Source organism: Paraburkholderia phytofirmans OLGA172 (genome assembly GCF_001634365.1).
Classification (GTDB): Bacteria; Pseudomonadota; Gammaproteobacteria; order Burkholderiales; family Burkholderiaceae; genus Paraburkholderia.
This window is the reverse complement of sequence record NZ_CP014579.1, coordinates 2,355,346-2,380,827: the sequence shown is the minus strand read 5'-3', so window position 1 is coordinate 2,380,827 and position 25,482 is coordinate 2,355,346. Positions and strand designations below refer to the sequence as shown.

The following is a 25,482-nucleotide window of genomic DNA, read 5'->3' as shown; positions in this document are numbered from 1 at the left end:
CTGGCCGGTCGGTCGGTTTGGCTTCATTTGTGTTTCGGCGGTTACGCTGCCTCGCGCAAATTAAATTGTGTGCGGCGCGGCGCGGCGCGGCGCGGCTCTGCTCTGCGCCTTGTCAATGCAGTTGTTGCCTGACGTCATAACTGAGCCTGACAAGTCGATAAGTTTTGGCATCCGAGAGTGACAGCCGGTGTAGGATCCGTGCACTCTCACAAAGCGTCGCCCTTAAAATACGCATACGTCACCGCCAAGTATGCGCTGCTTGGGTTCGTGCACGTCCTTGCAATTGAGGGCGCAGCGCACAAGGTCCGTTCGCATTGTGGTATGCCCAGGATTTGTACGGACACCGCTCGTCGATAACAAATACTTGAGCAGGCTGATCTCTCGGCATCAGCGACAATGAGGACGTCAAGTGGGTAACGTTGAGCGGGACTGTGGATGGCGTATTTACCACCGTCGAAGATGTCACCAATGCCATGGCAATCCTTGCGGTGTTTCCGCCCCACGCCGCATTCACCAGGCAGTCGTTCAAAGTGAGGCATGGCGTGGTTCACGCATTGAATACAAGTCAATCGCCAAGAGCATGGTGCCCGCTTAAGCTTCCCCGAGTCGATGGGTACGGTCGCATCTCGCGAAAAAGGATCGTATTTTGCGTATACCGTTGCAGCGTTCGACCACGCGCAACAACTGGAGGCCCTGGCATGATCGACGTTTACTATTGGCCCACACCGAATGGCCTTAAGATTATGATCTTTCTGGAAGAGTCGGGACTTCCCTACCAGACCATCCTCGTTGATCTCCTGGCGGGTGAACAACATGAACAGGAATTCGTTAAAATCTCGCCTAGCGGAAAAATGCCCGCTATCGTCGACAATGAACCGGCAGACGGCGGCAAGGCGGTAGCGATTTTTGAGTCAGGGGCAATCCTCCTTTACCTCGCGGAAAAGTCTGGCCTTTTCATACCAACTGACGTGCGCGGACGAAGGGAAGTCGTCCAATGGTTGTTTTGGCAGGTGGGAGGGCTCGGACCTGCTGGAGGGCTATATCACCACTTCATTGCCACTATGCAGGATAGTCAAATCCATACGGAGGACTATTTCCACCAGGAAGTGGCGCGCCTCTACGGGGTGCTGGACCACCGGCTGGAAATTAGTCACTTCGTCGCCGGCGATACGTACACGATTGCTGATATGGCTATATTTCCTTGGGTTACCGTTTGGAGAAAGCAGAAACAGGAACTGACTGCCTTCCCAAACCTGCTACGGTGGGAAGAAGAGGTCAGGCGGCGGCCTGCAACCATCCGAACCTATCTTAACGCGTCTCATTTGCCCGGCGGTAGGAGGCATTAAACAACAAAGCCACGCGGACTCGAGGTTCCGACGCGACCACGACGAGGGGGAGGTTCGTATGCGAATTCATACCGTTGATAGGCCTTCTTAAAGCACGCCGATGCAATCTTTTGTCCCCGACGCCGCCAAAACCGCCGTCCGGACGACGCCCTGTCCGGGCCAGAGTCGTGTAAAAATGTCTTCCGGACTTTGGTTCGCAAGAAGGTACGCGCGATAGTTGTCGTGCGAGCCGGAGCACTCAGCGCGACATGCGCACCGCGTTCGGGCGCACATTTAAACATTAATGTCCTGACGGCGCCACACCATCGATCTTGCGATGATGTCGCAGAACAATAGGCGATGGCGCCTTCGTAGCGCGAACAAGCGAGCCTGAAATCCGTCGGCTGGTTTCTGAGCGCGTATCACGCCTGCCGGCGTTTCGTCTCACTCTCGGCAAGTTGGCAGCGCCTCCGCAGCCTCTCCGGGTCGACTAGGGTGGACAGCCGTCCGCTACCCATTTGGCGAAAAGATCAATGCGGGATTGAGTCCAGGGACCTTCTCCTTTGGGCGGCGGCGGCGGCATGACAGCGCCACCAATCCCGCGAATTCGGTCGAAAATTTCAACCGCGTGAGTTTTGACGTCATCATAACTTGCCAGGTTGAATGCCTTGCTCATCGCCTGAATATCTCGCTGCGTAAAAAGCGGGCGGATGTCGGCTTCGAAGCTGCTCAACTTGTTCATTGCGCCTCCTTACTCTACCCGGGACCTAGGTAGCTTTTAAGACTAAAAGCCGGAAGGGAGCTCTTTCTTCCCGACCGCCTCCCCAATAGATCTCGACGACGGCCTGATCTCACCTACAGGCTGATACTATACGCCGCCCCCAAGTTAGAGCACCTCAAAGATATCGTAGATCGACCCATTGTCGCCCCGGCCGCTCGTATCAAACACGATGATGTGGTTTATCGGACCGTAGCCTGAAGACCTCGGCCTTCGAGCCGGGGATGAGGGGCTGTTGTCGCCAGCGAAGCGCGATTGGGACGAAAGCGTGCCTATACGGAGAAACAACCGTATCGACACATGCAGCACACGACCTGCGTTCTTCCCCTCCGACTGAAAGACAGCCGTGCACGGCTTCCGCAAGCGCTCTCGCGCGACGTCAATTTCGTCTGGGACTACTGCATGAGCCTCTGGTCAAGATGTGGGAACGTGAGCAACGGTTCCTCTCGGGATGCGACTTCCATCCGTATACGAAATGCGTCGGCAAGGTGGGCCTTGGCCTTCACTCGGGTACGATCCAGGCCGTTGCCGAGGAATACGCCATGCGGAGAAAGCAGGCCCGGGAAGTGAAGGTGCGCTGCGGACGTCGCATGGTGTACGTCCGCTCACTTGGCCGGATCCCGTTTTGAAATGACGCTATCCATTATTGCAACGGCCAACTGTTCATCGGCAGGATGACCCTGTCGCTGTGGAACAGCTACGGTCTCGCAGACTGCGACGTTGGCGCCGGCAATATCAGTGAGGACTTTCGTGGCAGGTGGTACATCGACATCTGCGTGAGGCTGAATCCGCAGCAAGGGTTGCGTCGCAGTGCGATGCCCGGCTTGTTCGGGCAGGATGGGGACACCAGTAGCCATGCGCGAGCAAGAGCGACGTCAGCGCGAAGATACCGGTGTGCGCTTTGATAGGCCGCATTCGTGATGAGTCTGCAACTCGCGTGTAACGTATAGCGTTTGCAGCGGCGGGGATGCGTTGCGCGTACCTGCGCATCAGCACCGAGGCAACGAGCGCGACCCGGAAGTATGATCTTCTCGGGCGGCATTTTGGTCAGCAGAAACTCGCCGTTTGACGTCGCCGGCCATCAACTTCCCATACACCAGACTTGACGTTATCTCGTTGCTTCGATTGCGGGACTGACACCGTCAGCGCGCAACCAACAAGTTGTGGATACGATAGGGCTGGCGCGTTGCTTCTAAGCTTGGATCGTCACGGTCCGATTTCCGTTGCTTGCAATCAATTCCGATTGCAAGCAACGCTGCTTTTCTCGGCCTACTTGGAGACGTTGCACAAACGTGGTCGCTATGTCGGCGGACGAAATCCGCGCGGCTCTTGCAAAGGGCTGCAATGACTGTGGCGCGGTCTTAAGGCGCTAGGCATTATCGGGATGTCTTTATGGCAAAACTGGACACGAAGCGGTGGCCGTGTATGTCGCGGAACGATGCTTGTTGGGCGCGGGGTCCGTTAGCTTTTGTGCGGAGGTAGCTTCGTTCGTCGAGGTTGCTTCGGCCCCTCGCGACGTCGCGTAGCAGCAGCACCGGATTGCGCCCTTGCGGCGCCGGCGTGTCACGGCCTACTTGTGCAGAGCAGGTCGTGAAGTGAACCTTTCGCTCCCTGCCTCAATGACCGCGAGATGATTCAAAGCTGCCGGCCCGCAACGTCGACCATCAAGTTCCGCGTACTCGAGGTTGAGCGCTTCATTGCGCCGCTCAAGCTCTGCGCAAATCCAGGCCGATCCAATCTCAATCTCAGCGAATGGGGCGACGCCTTCCCCGACAACCGGGTTCTCGGCGCAGCCACGCTCGACCGGCTACGCCGCGGCGCCTACCGCATCGTCTTCGAGGGCGAGAGCTTCCGCAAGTCCAAACCGATGCCTGAAAACGGCGAAACCTCCGTTGCAAAATCCATTAAAAAGCCGCATTCTTGAGGCCGTTCGAATTCGCGTTCGACACCACGTCGAACTGGCGCCACTACGGCGATCACCACCGACGCCTTTACGCCGATCCGTGACAACGTGCGCGGTTTTCGCGACCCGAAATGCACGCAGGCATTCTTCTCCGGCTTCGGGCCGATCCAGCAACTTTTCGCACTCAAACGGCATCCGCTGTAACCGTCACGATATCGCAAACAGCTTGCAGCAAGGTTCGATGCCTGGCTCGAATTCATCGAACAAGCCCAAAAACCGTCGACTGGTTTCTGAACCCGTGTCACACCTGCTGCCGTTTCGTCCCGCTCCCGGCAAGTCGACACCGCCCTCAGAATGAGTGGCGGATGGCCAGGCGGTAAGCCAGTTGCGTTGGGCCGCTTGATGCAGCGAAGTTCGCGCCCGCGCTGATGTTGGCGGTCGTGTTGCCGTGCGCGCGCATGTACTCCGTCGATGCGTAAAGTGTTGTGCTCTTCGACAGTGAGTAAGTCAGACCGACCACGGCCTCATACCAGTCGGAACCTTCAAACCACGAGTGCCCTACGTCGACTGCGCCAGTGAAGGAAGGCGTGAAGTTGTACATAAGGCCTGTATCGATAGTCTGCAACGTCGAAACTTCCCCAAATCCCTTAAAGATCGTTCCGTTGTAGACAGCGCTGACCCGAACTTTGCCCGTCGTGTATGTGGCGCCGACCCCGAAGGTCTGCGACGAATCGACGAGGAACGGCTTCGTCAAATAGAGGTCAGTCACGGCCCCGGACACGGGGGCGACGGAGACGGTCGGTTGGCCCAGGAAAGTTTTCAGACCAGCTACGTAATACGGGTCAAGGCTGAGTGGATTGTAGACCTTTGTGTACGCCGTGCCGAGTGAGAATCCGCCGTCGCTATAGTGCATTCCTGCGCTGAACGAACTGCTCGTCTGCATGCTGCCGGGGACTCCGCCGAACGAATACATCGCGCCAATTTTGATGTGATTACCAATCGATCCAAGATATTTGACCGAATTCGGTAGGCGCGCCCAGGACATTCTGTCGTAGCCGCCGATATGGATGCCAGCGTAGCCTCCGGAGATCTGCGCGCCGACGCCAAATTCGGACAGGTATTCATATACGAAATCGTACTGGTTGCCCAACGTAATTGAGCCCCAGCTGTCATTGCTCAATCCGACAAAGGCTTGTCGTCCGAAAAGAGCGCCTCCTTGAAGCGATTTTCCAGAACTCATGGTAAATCCGCTCTCGAGAGTGAAAATGGCGAAAGTTCCGCCGCCCAGATTTTCCTTGCCGGTCAAACCCCATCGGTTTCCTGCCTCAACCCCCGAGTCGAGCATGGCGACCGGACCGCCGCCAATGTTGGAAATGTATGACACACCATCATTCAGGCGCCCATACAGGGTTACGCTGTTTTGTGCGTGGGCGGTGCATCCTGCTCCGAGAGAGGCAAAAAGAAGTGCTTTGATGGGGCATATTTTTAGCGTCATGTCGGATTTTATTTGAGAAGTTTAACTGGTCCATGGTTGAGAATTTTTTACTGTCTCGAACCACTTAAATTAGGATTGCAAAATATATATAAAAAATTGTTGACTATAATCTGATTTTGCTTGTCTATAAACAACCTGCATAGACGAAAGGCCGTCTACTTGATCCAGCTTTTTTTAGTAGCAACGTACATCGACACGATTGCGTCCAAGGCTGTAATGCACCAGTTCCCACGAGCCAGCCGTGGCAATTGCTAATCGGACATATCCCCGGGTCCTGGGGGCGACGGTTAGGTCGCGCGTTTTTTTCGCGGTTGTACGCGTAGAAATACTATTTAAAGTGGACGTGGCTTCATTCCAGGCGACGTAGTGATTGAACACGGAAATGTCGGAGATTTTTCCCTTGAGTATGTTCGATTTCAAAACGGAACCGATGAGCAGCCATGTTGCCCTCGCAAACCAAGATTGTGGGGTGAGGGTCGGCTTTATACGTTTCGTTTTCGCAGATTCTCCCGAACAAGGATGCCGTCGATAATCCAGGTGTCGTGCCAGCCTTGAACTACTTTTTTTCGAGTCATTTTCCAGTTCCTATCGGTGAGTAATGCTGAAAAAAGTGGGATAGTGGTGCGCCCGATTTCCTCAGGCGCTAAATAGCCAATATTGAATAGGGCGGGCGAGCCCGTTACGTGGCCGTGGTTGTTCCGATTCCGGTCCCCACAGCGCTATGCCTCGCATTGCTATACCGAGGGAGAAACAGGAATGACGTGGCTGCGAGCATCGCCACGATTCCGTTCAAATTCAGATTGACGGCATATCCATGGGTAGCATCTGCGATCCAGCCGTTAATGAATGGGCTAACTCCTGCGCAAATGAGAAAGGCGCTGTACTGCCACGCATACACGCGTATAAAGATGTCGAAATTGAAGTAACGAGTCACCATGTAGCCGATCAGATCGACTTCGCACCCGAATGCCCATCCCAGGGAGAATACAAAGATAGGTGCGTACGTCAGTCCACCGTAGGCAAGCAGGAAATGTCCAAGCGCTGCGACAACGCAAGAGAAAGTCATCAAATACGGTGCGTGGACATAGTCGGACAACCAGCCCAACGCTAATCGCGCACAAATCGATCCAATCCCAATCAGGCCCAAAAACGCGGCAGCGACTTTCGGCGTTGCGCCGAACTCCTGCAGCATTGGAACCAGATGCTGCAAGCTTCCGGACAAGGCCAGCCCCGTTGCGCCAACCCCGAAGGTGAGAATCCAGAAATTCCGGGATTTCCTGGCAGCACCGAACAGCGCCGTGAGTTCTGCCGTATCGAGACGTTGATCGTTGCCTTTCTTTGCACCATGACCGCCGTCGTTTAAGTCGGGCATGCGCACGAGGAGCAATGCCAGCGGCGCACCGAGGAGGGAAAGTCCGGCTAGGGCAAGATAGCCGGCATGCCAGCCATGCACACGAATGACGCCCGCAATGATCGGTGGGAAAATTGCGCCTGCACCGCCCACGCCGAGCTGCGTGACACCGAGTGCGAGGCCGCGCCCCTTGTCAAACCATGCACTGATCGTTTGAGTGAACATCATCGCACTCGTACCGCTGCCCACTATGCCGAGACAAGTGACGAAGAATAAATATGCTGCGGGAGTTCTCGTGAGATACCCGAGTCCCAGAAACGAAAGTGCGAGACCGACAGCGCTAATTGCGATTCCGCGTTGCACGCCGATACGCGTGATGATGCGAGCCCAGAGTAGCAGCCCGACGGTCACGCCGAACGTGAATCCGGTGTATCCGAAACCATACACGGTCTTCGTCAGGCCGATTGATTGCGCCAGGCTATTCGCGAAGATGCTCAGATTATAGGTGGCGAGGCCGATGATACCTATGCCCAGTCCCAGGAACGCGGCGAGAAGTTGAGACCATCCTCTCCTGAACTCATCCAGTTTTGTCATACGTGTCCTTGGTAGATGTGTGCAAGACGCCTGAGAGATCGGGTTAGCGCCCCGGTCGTGTCGCACAAGTTGAATTCTTTGCCTGGCCACTTGGATATCTTCATGACCAAATTGGATACAGTCTATGCGCGACTTGTACGTACTTATAGTGAAAAAAATAAGGAGTTAACGGATGGCGCGTGCGTTTGTACTAAAGGCCCGTATTAAGGTCGTCCCTTCTCTGGCGGTGTCACGTAATGCAAGCGCGTCTGTACACAAAGCATTCGATACAACAGGCTTGGCGGCATCCTTGATGCCCGGTTTCGCGAGACGTAACCCGTAAAGCTTGCACCACACACCATACGGAAGGCCATATAACCCGAAACCTCATACACTTTTCAATCGTCAAGGTTAGTAAAATTTTTGAGCGGTGCCGCCACTGCTTTCATGATTCAAATCGGTTCCAACAAGCAATGCCAAAGTTCAGTGACCTTTTCAATAGTTGCTTGTTCATTCATCCGGGTGCTAGCTGGTGCATCATCCGATCGGACGCGGTCAATGGCCATCTCAAACACCTTGCTGATACGAGGCCAACGTCGCGTCATGAAGGATTCCATCGCTTGGCTCCAACCATCCTCCGAGATGAGGCATTGCGCCAGCACGAATCCATCCTCGATGGCCATTGCCGCACCACTCGATACGTGAGGAGGCATAGCGTGCACCGCGTCGCCAATGAGAACAATACGCCCCTTGTGCCAAGGACCGGGCATCAACAGAGCCGGATAGCGCGTGAAGTGAATTGCACTAGCCAGCGGTAAGTCCGCCATAACATCCTTCGCGAAGGGACCATCGAACTGCGCGGAGATTCGATCGAGGAGATCCCTGCGTCGCGTCTCTGGAGGACTTTGAAAAATATCAATCGCAGATTCCTGAAGAAATGCGTAGGCAAGACCTCCGGGGAGCGGGAACAGTCCAAGGCTCGTGGTTCCCGACCCGAGATAGAACGCGCCGCGCTTGATCGACGGTCGTAGGGGTGTCAGCCAACGCCAACCAACCTCGTTCACAGTTTGGGTGGCAATATTTCCCCATACGAGTCGTCGGACTGTAGAGCCAATACCATCGGCGCCAATAACCGCATCGTATAGATCTTCCGAACCGTCTGAGAATCGAACTGCAACGTGAGTCGACTTGTCGACGATCCCCACTATGTGCCGATCAAGGAGAAACTGAATACCTTTTTCACGGGCCAGATTGGTCAGAATTCGGCTTAGTTCGCTTCGTGCGATGACCACGTTGACCGGGAAATCGATGGATTCTGGCTGTGGCCGCTTCAAATCGAGAACCGTCTGTCCGGCGGAGTTGCAGACGTGCATGTAAAGATTGGGCGTGCTGTGAGCCAGGATTTCATCCAATACGCCGAGTTCGCGCAGCGGCAGCAACGCATTGGATGAAAGTCCGAGTGCGGCACCGCGCGTGGTGTCGAGATTTATTTCAGAGATCTCAACTTGGATGCCTGCGCGGCTCAGAAACGACGCAATAGTAAGTCCGGCTGAGCCGGCTCCGACGACGAGTACCTTGTTCAAGAACGCCACATCTTTCCCCTTCTGCCGTGACCCGGCTCAGTGATCCATGCAGCGATTTTTAGTGAAGACTCGATGAATCGCGAGACCTCCCTGCTTATCAGTCCATAACTCGTCCTCGTTCGGACTAGATCAACTTTGCTTCATGTGGTTTTGCGATGCACTTGGAGGTGCGCGAAGCCGACCTGCCTTTGTACGTTGAACCACCCACGGTTTTGAGGAGATTGCAACTTTTAAGAGAATGGAACCGTGAACAAGACGAGAAATTTCTCACCCAGGGTCCTTCTCTAGCTGACACTACATGAGCGATACCGAGCATGGACGTGCTTCGACTGGAATGTGCTGAACCGACTCTATGAACAAGTCTTCATCGAGGACCTAGTCAACAAGACGAAGTCCGTAGTCTCTACAAAAGAAGATCGGACACAGGAACCAGGTCAGGGCGCTCGACACGAGTACGTACCAATGGCGCGGGGCCACTTTTGTCGGGTTCCAGTGGTCGACTGGGCAAGCCGCCGTGTGCTGGTCCGCTCCCCGGCTGAGCTGATAGCTCACCAGCCCCTCCGCCTCAAGCTGCCGCGACGTCTCGCGCACCGGAATCTTGCTCGTCCCGAAGCGCTCGGCGAGCGCTATCCTGGCGGTGCTGCGCCCCCGGAGGGAGCATTCTGCGCAGGATTTCATCGCAGAGTTGACCGTGAATGGTTTGCGGAAACGACCGCTGGCCCGCCTTGGCCTTCACTTTCGTGAGCTAAAGCCGGCCTTGAGCCAACCAACGAAAAGGGTTGTTGTCAAATTTTTGGCCCGCTAATATGGATCCCAATTTATGCCGATCGTATAAAACTATCGAACGATTTCAACCGAATAGGTAACCGGTCCAAGGTTTACATGCCGATGCTCGATGCTCCAAAAAAAGAGCGAACCAATTTTAGTTATTTACCCGGATCACCTGAGCGCACCAACCTCGGGCTAGCGCTTAGCCGGCAGACCGCGCGGGTGGATCAGATTCCGGTAGTGGCCGGCGGCCGGCGCCTGGAGGGTGCCGCGACTCAGCAGGTAATGTATCCGCCGACCATGTGCTGGCGCGGGTCCGTCAGGCGAGTTGCAACGATGTCGCTGCCGCGATTAGTGCAGCGGGCGACGCTCAGTGTGATCGGTCACAGCGGTCGTTCGAGTATGGCGCTGCAGTCTTCCTCAAGGGGGCCGATCTGCTCGCGGGACCGTGGCGGCAGGAGCGGAACGCGGCGACGATACCGGGCCCGACCAGCCAGTACACGTACCCATACATGCGCTAATGGCGCGCTCGGCCAATACGTGGCGAAAGGTTTGTACATCGAGTGCTTTAACCGCCTCGACGACAGCAAAACGTCGGGTCAGGAAAGTCGACGAAGAATTCGCGAAGGCGGTGAAGTCGTGGGTAATACCGTGCTTGGGCAGGAATCGTCAACGATAAGGTCACCGATTTCCGTTCGATCCTGACCCAAGTCGCCGGATGTGGACGCGATCTCTACTGCGGCGCCGATACCCAGGAGGCGCCGGTCCACAAGCAGAGCACGCGCTCGCGATGGCACTTGTGCAAATAGCGAGGGCGAATCGGTTAGAGCGGTACAGGCAAATAGGCTGGTGGATCGTATTGAGCAAGAAGCGTTTGGACGGGTTGTTCGATGGGGGGCATCTCGATTGGGAGATCATCATTCTGGAAGCGGTGGCTTCTTTGTGTCTTCATTCTTACTGTCTTGTCCAACCGCAGCATTGCCGTCGATGCGATGTTGTGATGCCAGGGGCAATGCGAAACAGATTGTTCAGGCCGGACTACTAAGATGCGGGAGAACATCCGAAATCAAGTAACATGTGGGAGAACATTCGAAATCAAATCGACTCCGCAATCGCGGCATTGGCGTCGAGAGTGGTGCACATTCTTTCTAATGCTTTCGTTGAGTTGGGCTCGTGCGAGCAAAATACAGAAGGACCAGCAGTTGTCCCTCTCCACCGTCTAATGGCGATTTGCGCCGCAAATTGATGACTCTCTGCCATGGACACCCGTCGGATTGAAATCTTTTTGGCAGTGTGCGAGGAAATGAACCTTCGTGAGGCCGCTCGACGACTAGGCATCAGCCAGCCCGCTGTCACGTTTCAGTTGCAGGCATTAGAGGCAGAGTTGGGCTTTTCGCTCCTCCAGCGAGTTCAGCAACGCATCGTGGGTGTCACCCCTTCCGGTGCGCACTATCGTCGCATTGCGCGGGCTCTTCTGTCGGAGCTTCAGGCGGCCCAACGTTCTGCACTCAGCATCTCGGGTGGAAAGACAGTGGCTTTTCGCATTGGCATAGCCGAGGAAGTCGCGACTGACAGCCCCTACTGGGCGGCTTTCCTCGCCTTGCAACGAGAATTCGATCAAATCGCGTTCCTCTACGTTGAGATGCCTATCTTCGAACTTGAGACTGCGGTACGCGACGGGTCCGTTGATCTGGCGTTGACTGTGCTGGAGCCTGCATCGAACGGGTTGGAAACAACGGAGCTATGGTCGCAGAATTGGGTAGCCGTTCTTCCAAAAGGACATGCCCTAGGTAGCTTCAATCGTCTTACGCCTGAAGATTTCGCAAATGTTCCCCTGGTACTTGGAGATCCGACGAAGAGCGCCGGTGGGCACGTCCTTATCGAGCAATCGTTTTTGCAGGCGAATATCACTCCGCAGATCGCAATGCGGGTAACACGGCGGTCGACTATGCTAATTTTGGTTGCTGCAGGAGGGTGGGCGACGTTTATGCCTGAATACCTGTCGACTATACGCCTTCCCGATCTGGATATGGTTCCATTTGACGCCGAACCACAACGCATCCGAGCCCTTTCGCTTGGTCCACGAGCGCCTTCATGGATTCAGCAGTTCTGGAGTGATCTGCGTGAACGGACTCAAAATTTCACGTATGCGTGATCATGAACTTGAAGCGCCTTGAGTATTTCCTCGACTACGCCCAGCGCCATGATGCCGAGGAGACATGGCAGGATTGGAGCTTTCTGCGTCCGCACATTTCTTCGCTGGAAAAGGAATTGGGGTTTGCGCTTGTGCAATGGAGTGGGCGATGTGCAGTCGGACTCACTGCAGCGGGGCAGCACTACAGTGAACACGCCGAAAGAATTCTCGCTGCCCATCGCCGTGCAGTGAGGTTTGGGTATGATCGGGAGATTGGTGTCGCGGGCCTCCTGAAGATCGGCTTGTGCGAGGAGGCATCCACTACACGTTTCGCCGCAGCCGTCGCGGGCTTTTGCACTCGATACCCTGATGTGAATCTCGAAGTTTCGGAAGGAAACTCGTTTGATCTCGTGCGTGCAACGAAGCGTCGTGAGGTAGATATCGCCCTCGTTCTTCCAGTTCAACCGGAGCCTGGCCTAATTTTCCAAGACCTCTGGCAGGACCATTGGGTTGCCGTTCTCCCGAAAGGGCACGCGCTGGCATCGAAGCAACTCCTGGATGCGGGCGACCTGATTGCAGAGCCCCTAGTCCTTGCTGATCCTCTTTTGCCGATGAGTGGCCATCGCTATATTTGGGAGGCGTTCGAAGGCGCACAGGTGACGCCTAGGATCGGCGCACTGGCTGTCAATCGGACCACAATGTTGGTGCTGGCGACGACCGGTATAGGCGTTACGTTCGTTCCGCACACAGTGATTCGCGTGCCGATCTCGCCAAAGTTGGAGACCTCGCTTCACTTCCGGCGGTTTGAAGCGCCTCCGCTGCAGATAGGTGCCGTCTTCTCCGTCTCGGAGTCCCCGCGCGCTGCGATTCACTTCCTGCAGGCCATCGAGGAGACTATACGTGCAGATCCTTCGGGATCGAGGCAGCCCTAGCTGCGCGTCTGTTGGGCATTTGCGCGCGCATTCTGTTGGTTACAGGGGCTAGGCTGGCGGGTTGCCAGCAGAAACCAGATGAAAAGCTTTTGAATGCCTGCTGGAATCCCGGCACAAAGCAAACGGTCCAGTCGATTGTGAGCGGGGTTGTTTCCAGGCACATCGTTAGTTCACTCGAGGCCGTGGACAATGCGAAGCATACGCGGGCACAAATTGACGCATGACTGAAGGGACGCATAAATATAACGCTGTCGAATTTCTATCGGACGAGCGCGGACGCGTTGGCCGGCAGCGTGACTTGCGGCGCCGATGCGGCGATGACGTTCAAGCGGGGGGATAACAATACCGTCACGGCAGATGGTGCGTCTTTCTCCTTTGCCGCATACCGATCCGAAGGAGATGGCTCGATGTATGTCATCCCGTCGAGCCTTGCGCTAAAGCAAATGATTGATGGCGCGACTGTTGTTGACGATGGCAAGGACGCTGAATCGTCGAGTCAACCGCCCGCTTCGGCGCCAGTGATCGCCGCGAATCCAGCCGCAAGACTCACAGGCGTAGCTAACCGGCGTGGGGCCGACGCGTAAAACCCGCAATTCGCGGCGTCGCTTTAATCTTTGGCCAGTCGATGGATCTACGGGTCGGAGTCTGTAACTCCGAGCGCTGGATGGCTACGGAATGAGCCACAGGGCGACGGCATAGACGAAAAGAGAAACGACGAACGTCACGGCCGTGTAGCCCATCACTCTCTGGATTCGAATCCCGGCGATAGCCACGACAGGAACCGCCCAGAACGGTTGAAGCATGTTGGAGACGTTTTCCGCCATCGCCACACCCATCGCCACCCGCGCGACCGGCGCATGAAGGCTCAGTGCTGCCGGCAGCACAAATGGACCTTGAACTGCCCAGTGGCCACCCGCGCTCGGGATGAGAAGGGTGATGATTAGCGAGCTCAGATAGCTCCACAGAGCAAGCGTTGATACCGACGCAACGGCAACAAACGTCTTCGCGATGACGGCTGCCAGCCCAGTGCCACTCATGATCCCCATTACTCCGCCATACATCGGGTACTGAAGGAGCATTGATCCCGTCTGGCGCGCAGCACGGTGGATTGCATCGGCGTATGCGATAGGCCGGCGCTGAAGAGCCAAGCCGACCAGCAGGAAAATCAGGATCGTGGTGTTAATGTCCAGCTCGAATCCCTTCGAGCTCCACTGGACTGCGAGATATCCGATGCCGAGCGCCAGCAGGAACAGGGTGCCGATCATCGACTGCTCCAGTCTCGAAGCAAGCGAATCCGAACCAGCAGATCTGGCGTGAGGATCGTCTGTCGCCGCCGGAGCTTCCGTCTCGCGAATGAGCGTTATGTCTGCCTCCTGCGGATGCATTTTGATGAATATGATGGTCATCAAAACTACGACGGTGATTGTTGGGACAAACACGAATGACGCGAAAACGGTCTGGCTCAATGGAATCACATGGCCGGTTGCCTTTTCGACAAGATTCAGCGCATTCCCGTGCGACGCCTGCGAGAGCGCAATCGAACTGGAGAGTCCACTATTGCAAATGGACCAGGCGGAGTAGCTTCCTGCGACCAGCCACGCAAAATCAACCTTTACACGCTTGGCAATTTCTCTTGCAAGCAGCGCGCCGACGACCAGGCCCAATCCCCAATTTAGCCAGGCTGCAACCGCGACCATAGGAAATATAACCAAGGCCGCCTTTGTCGGCGTCTGCACGCGCGAGGCCAATGCGCGGAGGCCGCGCTGGACAACTGGTGCATCAGCGATTGCATAGCCTGTGACAAGAATCAGGATCATCTGCAACGCAAAGCCCAGAATTCCGAATGCACCTCCATACCAGGTGGTCACGATGTTTCCAAAGCTCGACTTGGGTGCAAGGAAAACCGACAGCAGAATGACAACGAACGTCAAACCTATTGAAAGAACGAATGGGTCCGGCATCAGCCGTTCGAACATGTAGACCAGCGCGGTCACTATGTTCCTTCGCTCGGGTTCAGCCGGTGTGGGGGATGGTCTCGTGTTCATCATTGCTCTCGTGCGTTCGTGCGACTTCTCTACTGTAAGCCTGCGGTCCGTGTGGTGTATTTGTCGACGCCATGCGCATGGCGGAGGCGATCAGGAGGGGGAACATACAGGAATTCGCGGTTGCATGCGTTCAAGCCGGGCAGCAGCGATTGCCCCTCGCATTCGTAAGCTGCTTATGAATAGTCACGAAGCGTGCTCACCGCGACAGACGGCAAAAATCCGCTGGCTCCTGGCGAAATTGCGATTGGTGATTGAGCCTCAGGCGCAAGCAATTCTTATCTGCCGCCTCCGACGAAGTAGCAACGAGCCGACGGCGGTTCATTTACTCATTCTTGAGTGGACCAAGGGGCGATGGGCTGCCGGCAACGCAGGCTTTCGACACACGGAGCACCGCGTGAATGGAACTAGGAATAGGGCGTCTCGAGGAATCGACGCCCTGTCTCTCACATATGTTACTAGATATTACGCGGTTCGAATCTCGATCAGAGAGCGTGAGCGATGTGTCGACAGTCTGATCTGGTTCGGCCCAAACGACTATTGTCCGTATCCATGCGACCTATCTGCGGATCGCAGTAACGTTGCAATCGTAGAAACAGGCTGCGAAAGCCAATCCCGTTCGCACGCGCGAGGCGCTTCTTCAGATTGACGAGGCCGGGATTGTTTGCCGGCAATGAGAGTTGCCGGCTCGCGAAGCCATTGGGCCTCATCGAGCCGGGATTCTTCGTTACTTCTTTGCGGGACCAGCGTGCCGTGGGTTCTCCGTTGCCCAACCATGGCTGCACGTCAAGCCGCAATTGCAAACCGTGGCGGAAACGACACGCCTGACATACAAGGGACGCTGCACGTTGCCAAAGCTCCTTGGCAATGTCTGCCCGCCGTCTCCATTTCAAAAACTGCGTCAACGCAACGTGGTGCCGGTCGGTGCGTTTGTGGCGGCTACTCTCAAAAGCGTTTACCTCAGGCTGCTGGAGCCCGGCGTGCGACGTTTCGCGGACGTAAGCACAAAATTGTGGCGCGCTCTCGCGCGCACATCAATCTTGACAGTGGGCTAACACGCGTTTAAATTATCATTAGCTAAATAATGCAATTTGTAGGGTGCCTTGCAAACTGATGACGGTCACGGTTCCAGAGCCACTGCAAGCTGTATCGCTACCGGACGAGGTGGACGACACTAGCACCTGTACCGTTCGGATTAGACGTCGCAAAAAATCAGTCCGTGTTGTTGAGCACAGTTCCGTTCGCATTTCATGCATGCGTGATGCAAGGACAACATCGTGGCTTCACAATAAAACAATTTAGTATTTCTAAGTAAAAACGTGCTTTCAAACTTCTCGATAAAAACTCGTATTAGCGTCTCCATGCTGCTGTTGTCCGTGCTTCTTCTTACGGTCGGCACGATGGGGATTTTGGGGATGACTGTAAGCAACGGGGTAAGTCGCGACAATTTTGTCGTCCAGTTGCCTGGGGCAATTTTAATCGGCGACACGCAGATTTTCATGCTTCGTCAACGAGTGGCACTCGACCGGGCTGCTCTGGCTAAGGACCACGAGTCGGAGCGGCGACTGCTGGACCTGGCAGCGGATGTGAGCAAGCGGGCCGATCAGGCGTGGAATCTTTACTATTCGTTGCCAAAGTCGGCTGACGAGGAGCGTGCCAGCGCCGACGTTGCCAGTCGCCTGGCGAAGGTGCAACAAGTCTATCGGGACTTGGCCGTCGTTCTCCTGACTCCGGATCAGGGGCGGCTCATAGAGCTGTCCAATGATGGATTTGCGGCTTACGTCGCGTTTCAGAAAAGCTGTGACAATCTCAACGAAACTCGAACGCGAGTTGCGCAAGCGAAATTTGCTGACGCCCAGTCGACGTTCAGTATGTTTCGTGCGCTTACAGCGGCGGCGCTGCTGTGTGGTCTTATCGCTGCAGGCGTTACCTATTTGAGCATTCGGGCGTCGGTCGGTGCACCGTTGCAGGCCGCCCTCGAACAATGCAAAGCCATTGCCCTTGGGGATTTGCGTCATGACGACATGCCGGGCGCTGGCGACGAAATCGGTTCGCTGGTGAATGCCCTAGCCGAGATGCGTCTTGGCCTGGTTGACACAGTTACGCTTGTGAGAAACGGTAGCGGGGCGATTGCTACGGCCGCGCAGCAGATTGCGGCCGGTAACATAAGCCTTTCTGCGCGGACCGAGGAGCAAGCTGCCTCGCTTGAGGAAACTACCGCCGGCATGGGCGAGCTCACGGGCACCGTCCAATCAAACGCAGAGAATGCTCAAAAGGCAAGCTTGCTGGCGACCGAGGCGATGCATTCGGCAGAGCGTGGTCATCTCACCGTCCTGCGAGTCACCGAGACGATGAAAGAAATCAGCGAGAGATCCGTTCGGATGGCTGACATCATTGCCATGATTGACGGGATTGCCTTCCAGACGAACATCCTGGCTTTGAACGCAGCGGTTGAAGCTGCTCGAGCTGGTGAGCAGGGACGAGGCTTCGCCGTCGTTGCAGGGGAAGTCCGTTCACTGGCACAGCGTTCGGCGAGCGCCGCAAAGGATGTGAAAGAGCTCATTCAGGCGTCGGTCGAGCTCGTTGAAACGGGCGCATCGCTCGTGTCGGAGGCTGGTCGTAATATGACTGCAATTTCGTCGGACGTTCAACGCGTCACCGGTATCGTCGCGGAGATTTCCGATGCATCTACGGCTCAGTCCGGCGGAATTCAGGAGATAGCCGGTGCGATGTCCCAAATGGACACCGTGACACAGCAGAACGCCGCGCTCGTGGAACAGGTCGCCGCAGCAGCACAGTCACTCGAGGACCAGACCCAGCACTTGTGGCTGTCGGTCAAATCCTTCCAGCTGCCGCCCGACGGCAGCGTGAAACACGTCGCAGCTTGAACCAGAACGACTGCGGCTGATTTGAAAAGTGTTCTACGACACGGCGTCTCACTGACGCCGTGTTTTTTTTAGACGCTCAAATTGGGCGGATTCAACCGATCGATGCAATCCACTAGAAGCTGCGTGAGCAGTGAGAGTGTTGCAAATGAAACAACGACGCCGGATCTACTATAGTGAGACCCAGAAAGCGATGACGTGGGAGCGCTGGCAGAAGGGCGAATCCCTCCAGCATATTGCCCAGTTCTTTGACCGGAACCACTCCTCCGTGCAACGGATTCTGGCTGAAACGGGTGGCATCCGGCCGGCACAGCGACATTGCTCGCGGCTGGCGCTAACATTGGCCGAGCGCGAGGAGATATCTCGGGCGCTCGTTGCTGGCGATTCGATCCAGTCAATAGCCAGGCGACTTTCACGGGCCCCCTCCACCATCTACCGCGAGATCAAACGTAAGAGTGGACAGGACGACTATCGGGCAAGCCGCGCTGAGCAGCTTTCCTGGGATCGGGCGCAGCGTCCCAAAGTCTGTAAACTGGTTGAACACCGGATGTTGGCGCACATCGTAGCAGGCAAGCGTCAGCTGCGGTGGTCACCTCAGCAGATCGTCGGATGGCTCAAGCACGCGTACCCGGACCGCTGTAGTAGCCTCGATCAACTAGCACCTTCAGCCCCGACTTGCCCATCGCCTTCTTTGCTGACACGGCCATCTTGCTGAGTTGCCCGTGGTCGTTTCCAACATTGGTCACCTCGTGCTCAACTATCAGGTGATGCTTCGTGTCCACGGCGGCTGCACGTTGTAGCCGACCGTTCCGGTTCTTTTGCCATCACTGGTCACGGAACGGGAATTCTGATCCGTGACCGACAACTGTTTGTCCGGTTGCTTCACCAACTGCTTTCTGATCTGCTCGAGTCCGCGCATCTGTTGGCGCAAACGGACGATCTTCTCGTAAAGCCGCACGGTCTTCACATCGAAACCCGTCGGACTGGTTCGGTCGGCGGATTCAATCGCATCAAGCCGGCTTGAAGGTGCCCGATTCAGGTAGCCGTAGTAGACCTTGAGCATTACGCCCGGATGGTAGGAGGGGGCGACCTGTGACTGCTGGCGTGGCGCCGTTGAGGCCGAGTTCGGCAAGCCCCAGTTCCTCGCCGGAGACATCTATGATTCTGACCGGGTTATCCTGTTCGATGTAGTCGTCGACGCATTCGGGAATTAATGCGACCTGCTTGCCGTCATCGCCTTCAACGAATCGCTTCATGAGTCACCCAGTCGCAATGCGTTGATTCAGTTCAAACGATGAGCGCGTTTTAACCCAGGCTCGGCCGGACCAGGACGCAATCAACTCCGTTTCCTTTTCTCACGTTACTGGTCTCAATCCACCTCTAAACTGCTTACAGGCTTAAGAAGGCTTAAGAAGGCTTAAGAGTTTGGCACAGATGCGCTGCACTAAGATGAGTGAGTCGAGATCAGCAATTAGGTCCGACAAATCGTTTGGTTAGCGTCTGGCAAACCGCGTTCGAAGGTCCGTGACGAGCCTTTTAGTTATGGAGATAGAGATGAATAATCTGGTCAAGTTGATTGGTGTTACGGTTTGTATTGCCCTGTTTTCTCCACCAACGTTTGCGCAGCAGGATGATTCGACGAGCCAGTCGCAAGTCAACGTCAAGAAGCAGGTGAGAACTCTGAATCGACAAACTGAGTATGCTGTACGAAAACAGCTCGCAGCCACGAAAGGGCTGAGTTCGAACGGCATTACCGTCGTCGCGCGAGGCGGCGTCGTCACATTGAGCGGGTCGGTGACTGACGCGCCACAAATCCAGATGGCGGAAGATGCCGCGCACAGGGCGCCGCAAGTGAAGTCGGTCGCGAACCACATCGTGATCAGAGAGCATGGAAGTTGAACGTGCGAACTGGGATCGTGATTGATCGTCGAGACGCCACTCGCGGATGCATGATGGTATCGCTGTTGGGTTTGGGTCCTTGACCACTGCTGAAAAGTTCTGAGATTTCACTCTTGTTGACATGTCCCCGACATCTGATGGACGCAGTCGGGAACGTGTCAGGATGACAAGCGCGCTGGCAACTTTGGTGACAATTCTTTCGTCGGTACCGATTCGCCGAGGCGTTGTCCCGCACTGGTTTTGACTCAAGCAGCGCCAATACACCTCAAAACGACACAAACGAACGAATAAGCCGGTTAAATTCGCCAGCATGGGAAACGTTCATGCCGTGGGACGCCCCGGAGATGGTATGGCGTTCGGCCAAGTCAATCCATTCGGATAGTTTTTGAACGTTGTTCCGGAACATCTTTGGACTGGTCGCGCCTTCGATTAGCAGGGTTCTGCACTTGATGTCCCGCATCGTCTCGTAAGAAAGCGTCGGAAGCGTCTCCTGAAACTGAAGGGGAAGCGTCTTTGCATTGTCGACGGCCATCGCGCGGAAGCTGGCACTGCTTTTGTTCCACACGCCGGGCATGCTCACAGAGTCGACAAACAACTCAAGTCCGGCGGCTACATCCCCGCTTTCGATCATGCACGCTATCTTGGCGCGGAGGGTATTGGTCGCAGCTGGCAACGAAGTGATCGGGCTCTCGCCGATTTGCAACGGGCCAGCCGGATCAGCAACTGTGAGGGTTTTCACCAGACGGGGGTGTCGACGGGCGAGCTCCAAGGCGATGCCGCCGCCTCTGGAATGACCGACGAGATGGACCGGCTCAATATCGAGCGCGACAATAAATTCAGCAAGCTCTGTGACGTGGTTTTCCCAGCCAAAGTCGTTTTGAATCCAAGCCTCTGCTGCAGGCCAGTAATGACTCAAGCTCGGTGCAATACTGCGGAACCCCTCGGACAACGCGGAAACCTGAGGTGCCCAATAGCGGTAATCGCACAGTGAGCCGTGAACGAAGAGCAGCGGTTCCCCGGATCCCACGTCGACGTAAGGTACCGAAATAGCGGACTGAACGGTCTCAAAGGACAGTTGCGGCTCTTCCAGAGCGGCCGGTTCGATTCTCATATTCATGAATTGGTAATCCTCGCAAATACAGCCACTCGCCGTGACGGCGCAGAGCCAGCTGCAGTGGAATCGCCGGCGCCGGTTACCCGACGTTTAACTCCCGGTCGTTGCCGTGTGCTTAGCTCCAAAATCAGCGTGGCGGGTTGACTGACGCTTGATTTGCGGAAGACTTACTTGCCACGCTTCAACATGCATCAAGTATAGATGATCGAATGATAAATAAAGGGGTGGCCTTTTTCCAAAAAACAGTTCTGTCGGGTGTCAATCGGCGCGAAGCCCTGCCAGATGGGCGTTGCACGAGGGCGGGTCGCAGGTCAAGTCACGACGCAAATGTGTATTGCGCTGACAACAAGACTCACGCGGTTGTGTGCGGCTTGGCGCCACGTGCGGAGGGGTGGCGTGGGCCGGAGGTTCATCAGAGCAATGGAGTGGAGCTTGTCGATCGCTGGCGGTGCTGGAACGGCGTCCTGCTGCGTGTAAGCACGTGCACAAGCATCGACTCGTCACCTTGGAGCGAATCGACGCCCGTGAAGTGAGAACAGGTAAGGAGCGCGCCTACACCGTCGATCTGGGTTGCGGCGACCACTCCTGTTGGTCAGATGTTGAGTGCCCGCTTGTTGACGGCCAGTGCAGCCTCACGCACGACCTCTGAGAGAGACGGGTGGGGGTGGCTGATCATCCCGATATCCTCGGCAGCCGCCTTGAACTCCAGCGCTACAACGGCTTCTGCTATGAGGTCCGACGCATTGACCGAGATGATGTGCACTCCAAGGAGTTCATCGGTCTTAGCATCGGCAATGATCTTCACGAAACCTTCGGTCTGACCGATGCCCAGGGCGCGGCCGTTCGCCAGCATCGGGAATTGTCCAACCTTGATAGCGCGACCTTCAGCTTTCAGGTGCTGCTCGGTCTTGCCCACCCAGGCAATCTCCGGTTCCGTATAGATGACCGAAGGGATGCAGTTGTAGTCGATATGCGGCTTCTGCCCATCGATGATTTCGGCAACCATGACCCCCTCGTCTTCGGCTTTGTGGGCCAGCATGGGGCCGCGCACGACATCGCCGACTGCGTAGATATGAGGGTCGTTGGTACAGCAGTGCTCGCCAACCGGAATACAGCCACGTTCATCCACGAACAGGCCAACCGAGTCGAGACCAAGATTGTCGGTGTTTGGGATGCGTCCAACGGAAACGATGAGCCGGTCGGCGTCGAGTGTCTGATCTGCGCCGTCTTTGTCGGAGAAGGCGATTGACACGCCCGTCGCGCTCGTCGTCACATTCCCGAGCGTTACGCCCAGATGGATCTTCAGACCTTGTTTGGTGAATTGCCTCGCTGCTTCCTTGGCGACGGTTTCGTCCGTAGCGCCTAAGAAAGTCGGCAGGGCTTCCAGTAACGTAACGTCCGAACCCAACCGACGCCACACTGAGCCCAGTTCGAGTCCAATGACTCCCGCGCCAATCACGGCCAGTTTTTTGGGTATGGAGTCGAAGGACAGGGCGCCCTCGTTATCGGAGACAATGACGTTGTCGACAGGAACGTCGTCGAGATGCCTGGCCTTGGACCCCGTTGCGATGATGACGTCGGTTGCCCAATAGGCCTTTGTTTCATCGTCGCCACTTACCTCGACGCCAATACCCCTGCCAGACTTGCCGGTAAGCTTGCCGTGTCCCTTTAGCCAGGTAATCTTGTTCTTGCGGAAAAGGAATTCCACGCCGCCCGTGATCTTTTCGACGATTGCTTCTTTGCGACCTACCATCTTGGACAGATCGAGTGTGACGTTCTCGACGCCGATTCCGTGGTCGCGCAAGTGATGCAGTGTGTTCTCGTACTCTTCCGACGAAGCAAGGAGCGCCTTCGAGGGAATGCACCCTACATTCAGACAGGTCCCTCCGAGTTTCGGCTTTCCTGCCGGGTTCTTCCATTGTTCGACACAGGCAACCGTCCGTCCCAGCTGGGCGGCGCGGATTGCCGCTATGTAGCCCCCTGGCCCGGACCCGATGACGATTACGTCAAACTGTGCGTTGTCAGCAGTCTGGGCCTGGCTTACGGCGGCGCGGGCTGAGACCCCGGCTGTTTTAGCGGCCGCAGGTGCGGTAGCAGCACCCGCAGCCGAGTCGATAACGGCAATAACGTCTCCTGCATGTACCACGTCACCTTGTTGATGGAGCAATGCCTGCAAAACTCCCGCTGCCGGCGCCGGCACCTCGAGCACGACCTTATCTGTCTCCAGTTCGATAAGGATCTCATCTTCCGCAACGGCCTCCCCAGCCTTCTTCTTCCACTGGAGGAGCGTAGCGTCCGTAACCGACTCTGAGAGCTGCGGTACCTTGACTTCTGTCGTTGCCATTTTGATCTTCCTGATGTACGAGGCGGCTTTTGGTGGAAGGCTGTTTGTGAGCCGGTCGCGGCTCCACATTTCAGCGCAAAATCCCTAGACGTTGATGCCGCGTTCTAAATCCGCGCCGTCCTTGTCGCTCGTGACGATCAGTTCATGGTCGTTCTTCTCGAGGTAGCTGCGCAGACCCAGTTCGCCCGACACGCAACCCACCAGGTCGCCCGGTTTGAAGCCAAGCGGCTCTTTGGGCGACGGCACCGTCTGGCCACCCGGATACTGGGTGATTACAGGAATATCGTCGCGAGCATACTTCGGCGAGTACCCAGTGACCGGATCGGGATAAAGCACACACAAGATCTTTGCCATGCGGAACTCCTTGAAGGGGTGGGTAGAAAGAGCAAATGCGTTGCAGTTTCGACACATTGACGAATCGTCCTGATCGGTATGCGGACCGCTCTCCTGCTGCCTAAGAGACCATTTTCTTCAGCTTGCCGATCAGCCCTGGTGGTGATCTGCCCGTGCCAACCCAATAACGCGTTAAAGCCGAACGTCGTTAGTCGCTCCTCAGGTGGAATCACCGCGCCCTTTCCTTGGCTGCATTTCGGTCTCGCATCCAGGCGTTGCACCGGCGTGAACCTCAGAGGTGTTCGGTCGGTTCGGTCTATTTAGAGTATGGCCGCGAGCTCGGAGATAAGCGGTCGCTTCAGGACAATTAATACCTGCCGAAAAGCGGGAGGCTTTCACTGTCAGAATGAGAAACCTCGTTCGAATCGGCGTTCATGTCTGGAGCGCCGTCGAATTGGTTGGGACCATCGGAGCGATGAGGCATAGCCTTTTCCGGCGGATGACGAACCGGCTGACGAGGTCGAGATAGCACGACTTTCGTTGTTGTGTTTTGGGGGCGTGCAGACGACACATCCAGGTTGCGGACGTTGCATCGTCGCGAAGGAAGGGCCCCCTTTGCTGAGGGCCCCTCAGACAGTCGGCGCGGAGTTGACCGGCGAAGTTCTAAGGCTTGACTGCCAGCTTCACCACACCATCGCGTTGGTGGCCGAACAGGTCGTAGGCGGCCTGGATGTCGTCCAGCGAGAAACGATGAGTTACAAGGTGATCGAGCTTGAGTCGCCCCGTTGAGACGATGTTAAGCAGACGGCGCATTCTTTCCTTGCCGCCGGGGCAGGTCGAGGTAATGATGCGTTTGTTAGCGAGGCCTGCGCCAAATCCATCGAGTGGAATAGGAATGGCCTTCGAATAGATACCCACGCTGGAAATGGCCCCACCCGGACGGGTGACGTTGACGCAGGTCGCGATGGTCTCATCTCTCCCGAGACATTCCAGAGCGACATCGGCGCCGACGCCATTCGTGAGTTTCATAACCTCTTCCAAAACGTCGCACCGGGTTGGATTCAGAAGAATATCCGCGCCCATCGTCTTTGCCTTCTCGAGGCGAGCGTCGACTGGGTCAACTGCGATAATCAACCCAGCGCCGAGCAGGCGAGCGCCAGCGGTCGCGCAAAGTCCAATCGGCCCTTGAGCGACGACAACGACAACGTCGCCGATCTTGACGCCGCCGGACTCGGCAGCCGAGAAGCCAGTGCTGACGATGTCCGGGATCAACAGGACATCTTCGTCCGTAAGGTTGTCGGGAATCCGCGCCAGGTTTGCCTGTGCGTCAGGGACTACGAAATACTCGGCCTGGCAACCGTCGAGGTAGTTGCCGATTTTCCAACCTCCGGCAATCTGCCAGCCACCGGTCGACTTGCCGCCGCATTGCGAATGGAAGCCCATCAGGCACGATGCGCATTGACCGCAAGGGGTCACGGCCGAGCAGAGGACCCGTTGGCCTTCTTCGTAGCCCTTCACCTGCGAGCCGAGTTTCTCGATGATGCCGATCGGCTCGTGGCCAAGCGTCAACCCCTTCTCCACGGGGTATTCGCCCTTGAGGATGTGGATATCTGTACCGCAGATGGTCGTTGTGGTGATGCGAATCAGCGCGTCCGTCGGGCCGATGTCGGGCACGGGTTTATCGTCCAGCGCAATCCTGCCGGGTTCCACAAAGATTGCAGCTTTCATCATTTTCATCTGAACCTCCTACGTTGGATCGGGACCCCGGTTTCTCGAGTTGATTTCGACGCGATTCGCAGCATCCGTTTCCTGAGCGTCGGCTTCATTTCCGAACTCCGGCGTGAGATGTCTTAAATAATCGACAGAACAATTACAGTGTATCGCCGTATCGTCGCTTCGGGCTGTTTTTAGGACGGGTGGTTACCCTGGCGTCGGCGCCACGGTAGCGTTACGTTGATCGAGGTCTTCGATAGGAAGGTAGGCGAAACTGTTAAAGGAGTATGGTTCCTAAGCGGAACGGATG

16 protein-coding genes and 5 pseudogenes are annotated in these 25,482 nt (G+C 56.1%); 10 read left to right on the top strand and 11 right to left on the bottom strand.

Features of this window, described 5'->3' with window-relative positions; genetic code table 11:
- Window positions 1-189: 189 nt before the first annotated feature.
- Window positions 190-542, top strand: a pseudogene (locus AYM40_RS42890) (SDR family NAD(P)-dependent oxidoreductase); the annotation flags it as partial.
- A 156-nt stretch (window positions 543-698) separates the two neighbouring features.
- Window positions 699-1,346 (top strand): glutathione binding-like protein, encoded by a 648-nt coding sequence (locus AYM40_RS30575; RefSeq protein WP_063499761.1) that lies wholly within the window; start codon window positions 699-701, stop codon window positions 1,344-1,346.
- A gap of 469 nt (window positions 1,347-1,815) precedes the next feature.
- On the opposite strand, the gene AYM40_RS30570 is transcribed toward AYM40_RS30575, so the two are convergent.
- Entirely contained in the window at window positions 1,816-2,067 is a 252-nt protein-coding gene (locus tag AYM40_RS30570) for a hypothetical protein (protein WP_063499760.1), read from the bottom strand.
- A 1,666-nt stretch (window positions 2,068-3,733) separates the two neighbouring features.
- Here AYM40_RS30570 and AYM40_RS30560 point away from each other — a divergent pair.
- Together AYM40_RS30560 and AYM40_RS42885 are read left to right on the top strand one after the other, a co-directional pair.
- A complete protein-coding gene (locus AYM40_RS30560; RefSeq protein WP_063499758.1) occupies window positions 3,734-4,027 on the top strand; it encodes a hypothetical protein in 294 nt (97 codons plus the stop codon).
- Window positions 4,028-4,114: 87 nt separating this feature from the next.
- Window positions 4,115-4,300, top strand: a pseudogene (locus tag AYM40_RS42885) (IS6 family transposase); the annotation flags it as partial.
- 55 nt (window positions 4,301-4,355) lie between these two features.
- Here the strand turns inward: AYM40_RS42885 and AYM40_RS30555 are convergent.
- From AYM40_RS30555 to AYM40_RS30540, 4 genes are all read right to left on the bottom strand, one after another.
- Complete coding sequence (locus AYM40_RS30555; protein WP_082855404.1) at window positions 4,356-5,501, bottom strand: porin; 1,146 nt, start codon at window positions 5,499-5,501, stop codon at window positions 4,356-4,358.
- Between the two features lie 679 nt (window positions 5,502-6,180).
- The gene (locus AYM40_RS30550; protein ID WP_063499757.1) at window positions 6,181-7,446 is read right to left on the bottom strand and encodes an MFS transporter; all 1,266 of its coding nucleotides are present in this window, start codon (window positions 7,444-7,446) and stop codon (window positions 6,181-6,183) included.
- A gap of 431 nt (window positions 7,447-7,877) precedes the next feature.
- The gene (locus tag AYM40_RS30545; protein ID WP_158515359.1) at window positions 7,878-9,008 is read right to left on the bottom strand and encodes an FAD-dependent monooxygenase; all 1,131 of its coding nucleotides are present in this window, start codon (window positions 9,006-9,008) and stop codon (window positions 7,878-7,880) included.
- 375 nt (window positions 9,009-9,383) lie between these two features.
- Window positions 9,384-9,686, bottom strand: coding sequence for a GntR family transcriptional regulator (locus AYM40_RS30540; protein WP_063499755.1), 303 nt, complete (start codon window positions 9,684-9,686; stop codon window positions 9,384-9,386).
- A 1,348-nt stretch (window positions 9,687-11,034) separates the two neighbouring features.
- On the opposite strand from AYM40_RS30540, the gene AYM40_RS30530 reads away from it, so the two are divergent.
- From AYM40_RS30530 to AYM40_RS30520, 3 genes are all read left to right on the top strand, one after another.
- Entirely contained in the window at window positions 11,035-11,931 is an 897-nt protein-coding gene (locus tag AYM40_RS30530; RefSeq protein WP_063499753.1) for a LysR family transcriptional regulator, read from the top strand.
- A gap of 2 nt (window positions 11,932-11,933) precedes the next feature.
- A complete protein-coding gene (locus tag AYM40_RS30525; protein ID WP_063499752.1) occupies window positions 11,934-12,842 on the top strand; it encodes a LysR substrate-binding domain-containing protein in 909 nt (302 codons plus the stop codon).
- Window positions 12,843-13,123: 281 nt separating this feature from the next.
- Window positions 13,124-13,426 (top strand): hypothetical protein, encoded by a 303-nt coding sequence (locus AYM40_RS30520; RefSeq protein WP_063499751.1) that lies wholly within the window; start codon window positions 13,124-13,126, stop codon window positions 13,424-13,426.
- Between the two features lie 84 nt (window positions 13,427-13,510).
- Here the strand turns inward: AYM40_RS30520 and AYM40_RS30515 are convergent, their stop codons facing one another.
- Window positions 13,511-14,887, bottom strand: coding sequence for a short-chain fatty acid transporter (locus AYM40_RS30515; protein ID WP_063500811.1), 1,377 nt, complete (start codon window positions 14,885-14,887; stop codon window positions 13,511-13,513).
- Window positions 14,888-16,203: 1,316 nt separating this feature from the next.
- Between AYM40_RS30515 and AYM40_RS43405 the strand changes: the two genes are divergently transcribed.
- Together AYM40_RS43405 and AYM40_RS39340 are read left to right on the top strand one after the other, a co-directional pair.
- Window positions 16,204-17,772, top strand: coding sequence for a methyl-accepting chemotaxis protein (locus AYM40_RS43405; protein ID WP_269465778.1), 1,569 nt, complete (start codon window positions 16,204-16,206; stop codon window positions 17,770-17,772).
- A 145-nt stretch (window positions 17,773-17,917) separates the two neighbouring features.
- Window positions 17,918-18,400, top strand: a pseudogene (locus AYM40_RS39340) (transposase); the annotation flags it as partial.
- On the opposite strand, the pseudogene AYM40_RS39335 reads toward AYM40_RS39340, so the two are convergent.
- Window positions 18,390-19,025: pseudogene (locus tag AYM40_RS39335) on the bottom strand (hypothetical protein); the annotation flags it as partial. The pseudogenes AYM40_RS39340 and AYM40_RS39335 sit on opposite strands and share 11 nt — an antisense overlap.
- Before the next feature lie 298 nt (window positions 19,026-19,323).
- Here AYM40_RS39335 and AYM40_RS30500 point away from each other — a divergent pair.
- Window positions 19,324-19,668: a BON domain-containing protein gene (locus AYM40_RS30500; RefSeq protein ID WP_063499748.1), complete on the top strand. Its 345-nt coding sequence runs from the start codon at window positions 19,324-19,326 to the stop codon at window positions 19,666-19,668.
- A gap of 265 nt (window positions 19,669-19,933) precedes the next feature.
- On the opposite strand, the gene AYM40_RS30495 is transcribed toward AYM40_RS30500, so the two are convergent.
- From AYM40_RS30495 to AYM40_RS30480, 4 genes and pseudogenes are all read right to left on the bottom strand, one after another.
- Window positions 19,934-20,785, bottom strand: a complete 852-nt coding sequence (locus tag AYM40_RS30495) for an alpha/beta fold hydrolase (RefSeq protein WP_063499747.1) — start codon at window positions 20,783-20,785, stop codon at window positions 19,934-19,936.
- Between the two features lie 589 nt (window positions 20,786-21,374).
- Complete coding sequence (gene lpdA / locus AYM40_RS30490; protein WP_082855520.1) at window positions 21,375-23,126, bottom strand: dihydrolipoyl dehydrogenase; 1,752 nt, start codon at window positions 23,124-23,126, stop codon at window positions 21,375-21,377.
- A 108-nt stretch (window positions 23,127-23,234) separates the two neighbouring features.
- Window positions 23,235-23,480: pseudogene (locus AYM40_RS30485) on the bottom strand (NAD-dependent formate dehydrogenase); the annotation flags it as partial.
- Window positions 23,481-24,122: 642 nt separating this feature from the next.
- Window positions 24,123-25,196 carry a zinc-binding dehydrogenase gene (locus AYM40_RS30480; protein WP_063499745.1) on the bottom strand — a complete coding sequence of 358 codons (1,074 nt, stop codon included), beginning with the start codon at window positions 25,194-25,196 and terminating at the stop codon, window positions 24,123-24,125.
- Between the last annotated feature and the right edge of the window lie 286 nt (window positions 25,197-25,482).

Coding starts and splice junctions, on each gene's coding strand:
- AYM40_RS30575 (WP_063499761.1), top strand. CDS start 699: ATGATCGACGTTTACTATTGGCCCACACCGAATGGCCTTAAGATTATG.
- AYM40_RS30570 (WP_063499760.1), bottom strand. CDS start 2,067: ATGAACAAGTTGAGCAGCTTCGAAGCCGACATCCGCCCGCTTTTTACG.
- AYM40_RS30560 (WP_063499758.1), top strand. CDS start 3,734: ATGATTCAAAGCTGCCGGCCCGCAACGTCGACCATCAAGTTCCGCGTA.
- AYM40_RS30555 (WP_082855404.1), bottom strand. CDS start 5,501: ATGACGCTAAAAATATGCCCCATCAAAGCACTTCTTTTTGCCTCTCTC.
- AYM40_RS30550 (WP_063499757.1), bottom strand. CDS start 7,446: ATGACAAAACTGGATGAGTTCAGGAGAGGATGGTCTCAACTTCTCGCC.
- AYM40_RS30540 (WP_063499755.1), bottom strand. CDS start 9,686: ATGAAATCCTGCGCAGAATGCTCCCTCCGGGGGCGCAGCACCGCCAGG.
- AYM40_RS30530 (WP_063499753.1), top strand. CDS start 11,035: ATGGACACCCGTCGGATTGAAATCTTTTTGGCAGTGTGCGAGGAAATG.
- AYM40_RS30525 (WP_063499752.1), top strand. CDS start 11,934: ATGAACTTGAAGCGCCTTGAGTATTTCCTCGACTACGCCCAGCGCCAT.
- AYM40_RS30515 (WP_063500811.1), bottom strand. CDS start 14,887: ATGAACACGAGACCATCCCCCACACCGGCTGAACCCGAGCGAAGGAAC.
- AYM40_RS30500 (WP_063499748.1), top strand. CDS start 19,324: ATGAATAATCTGGTCAAGTTGATTGGTGTTACGGTTTGTATTGCCCTG.
- AYM40_RS30495 (WP_063499747.1), bottom strand. CDS start 20,785: ATGAATATGAGAATCGAACCGGCCGCTCTGGAAGAGCCGCAACTGTCC.
- lpdA (WP_082855520.1), bottom strand. CDS start 23,126: ATGGCAACGACAGAAGTCAAGGTACCGCAGCTCTCAGAGTCGGTTACG.
- AYM40_RS30480 (WP_063499745.1), bottom strand. CDS start 25,196: ATGAAAATGATGAAAGCTGCAATCTTTGTGGAACCCGGCAGGATTGCG.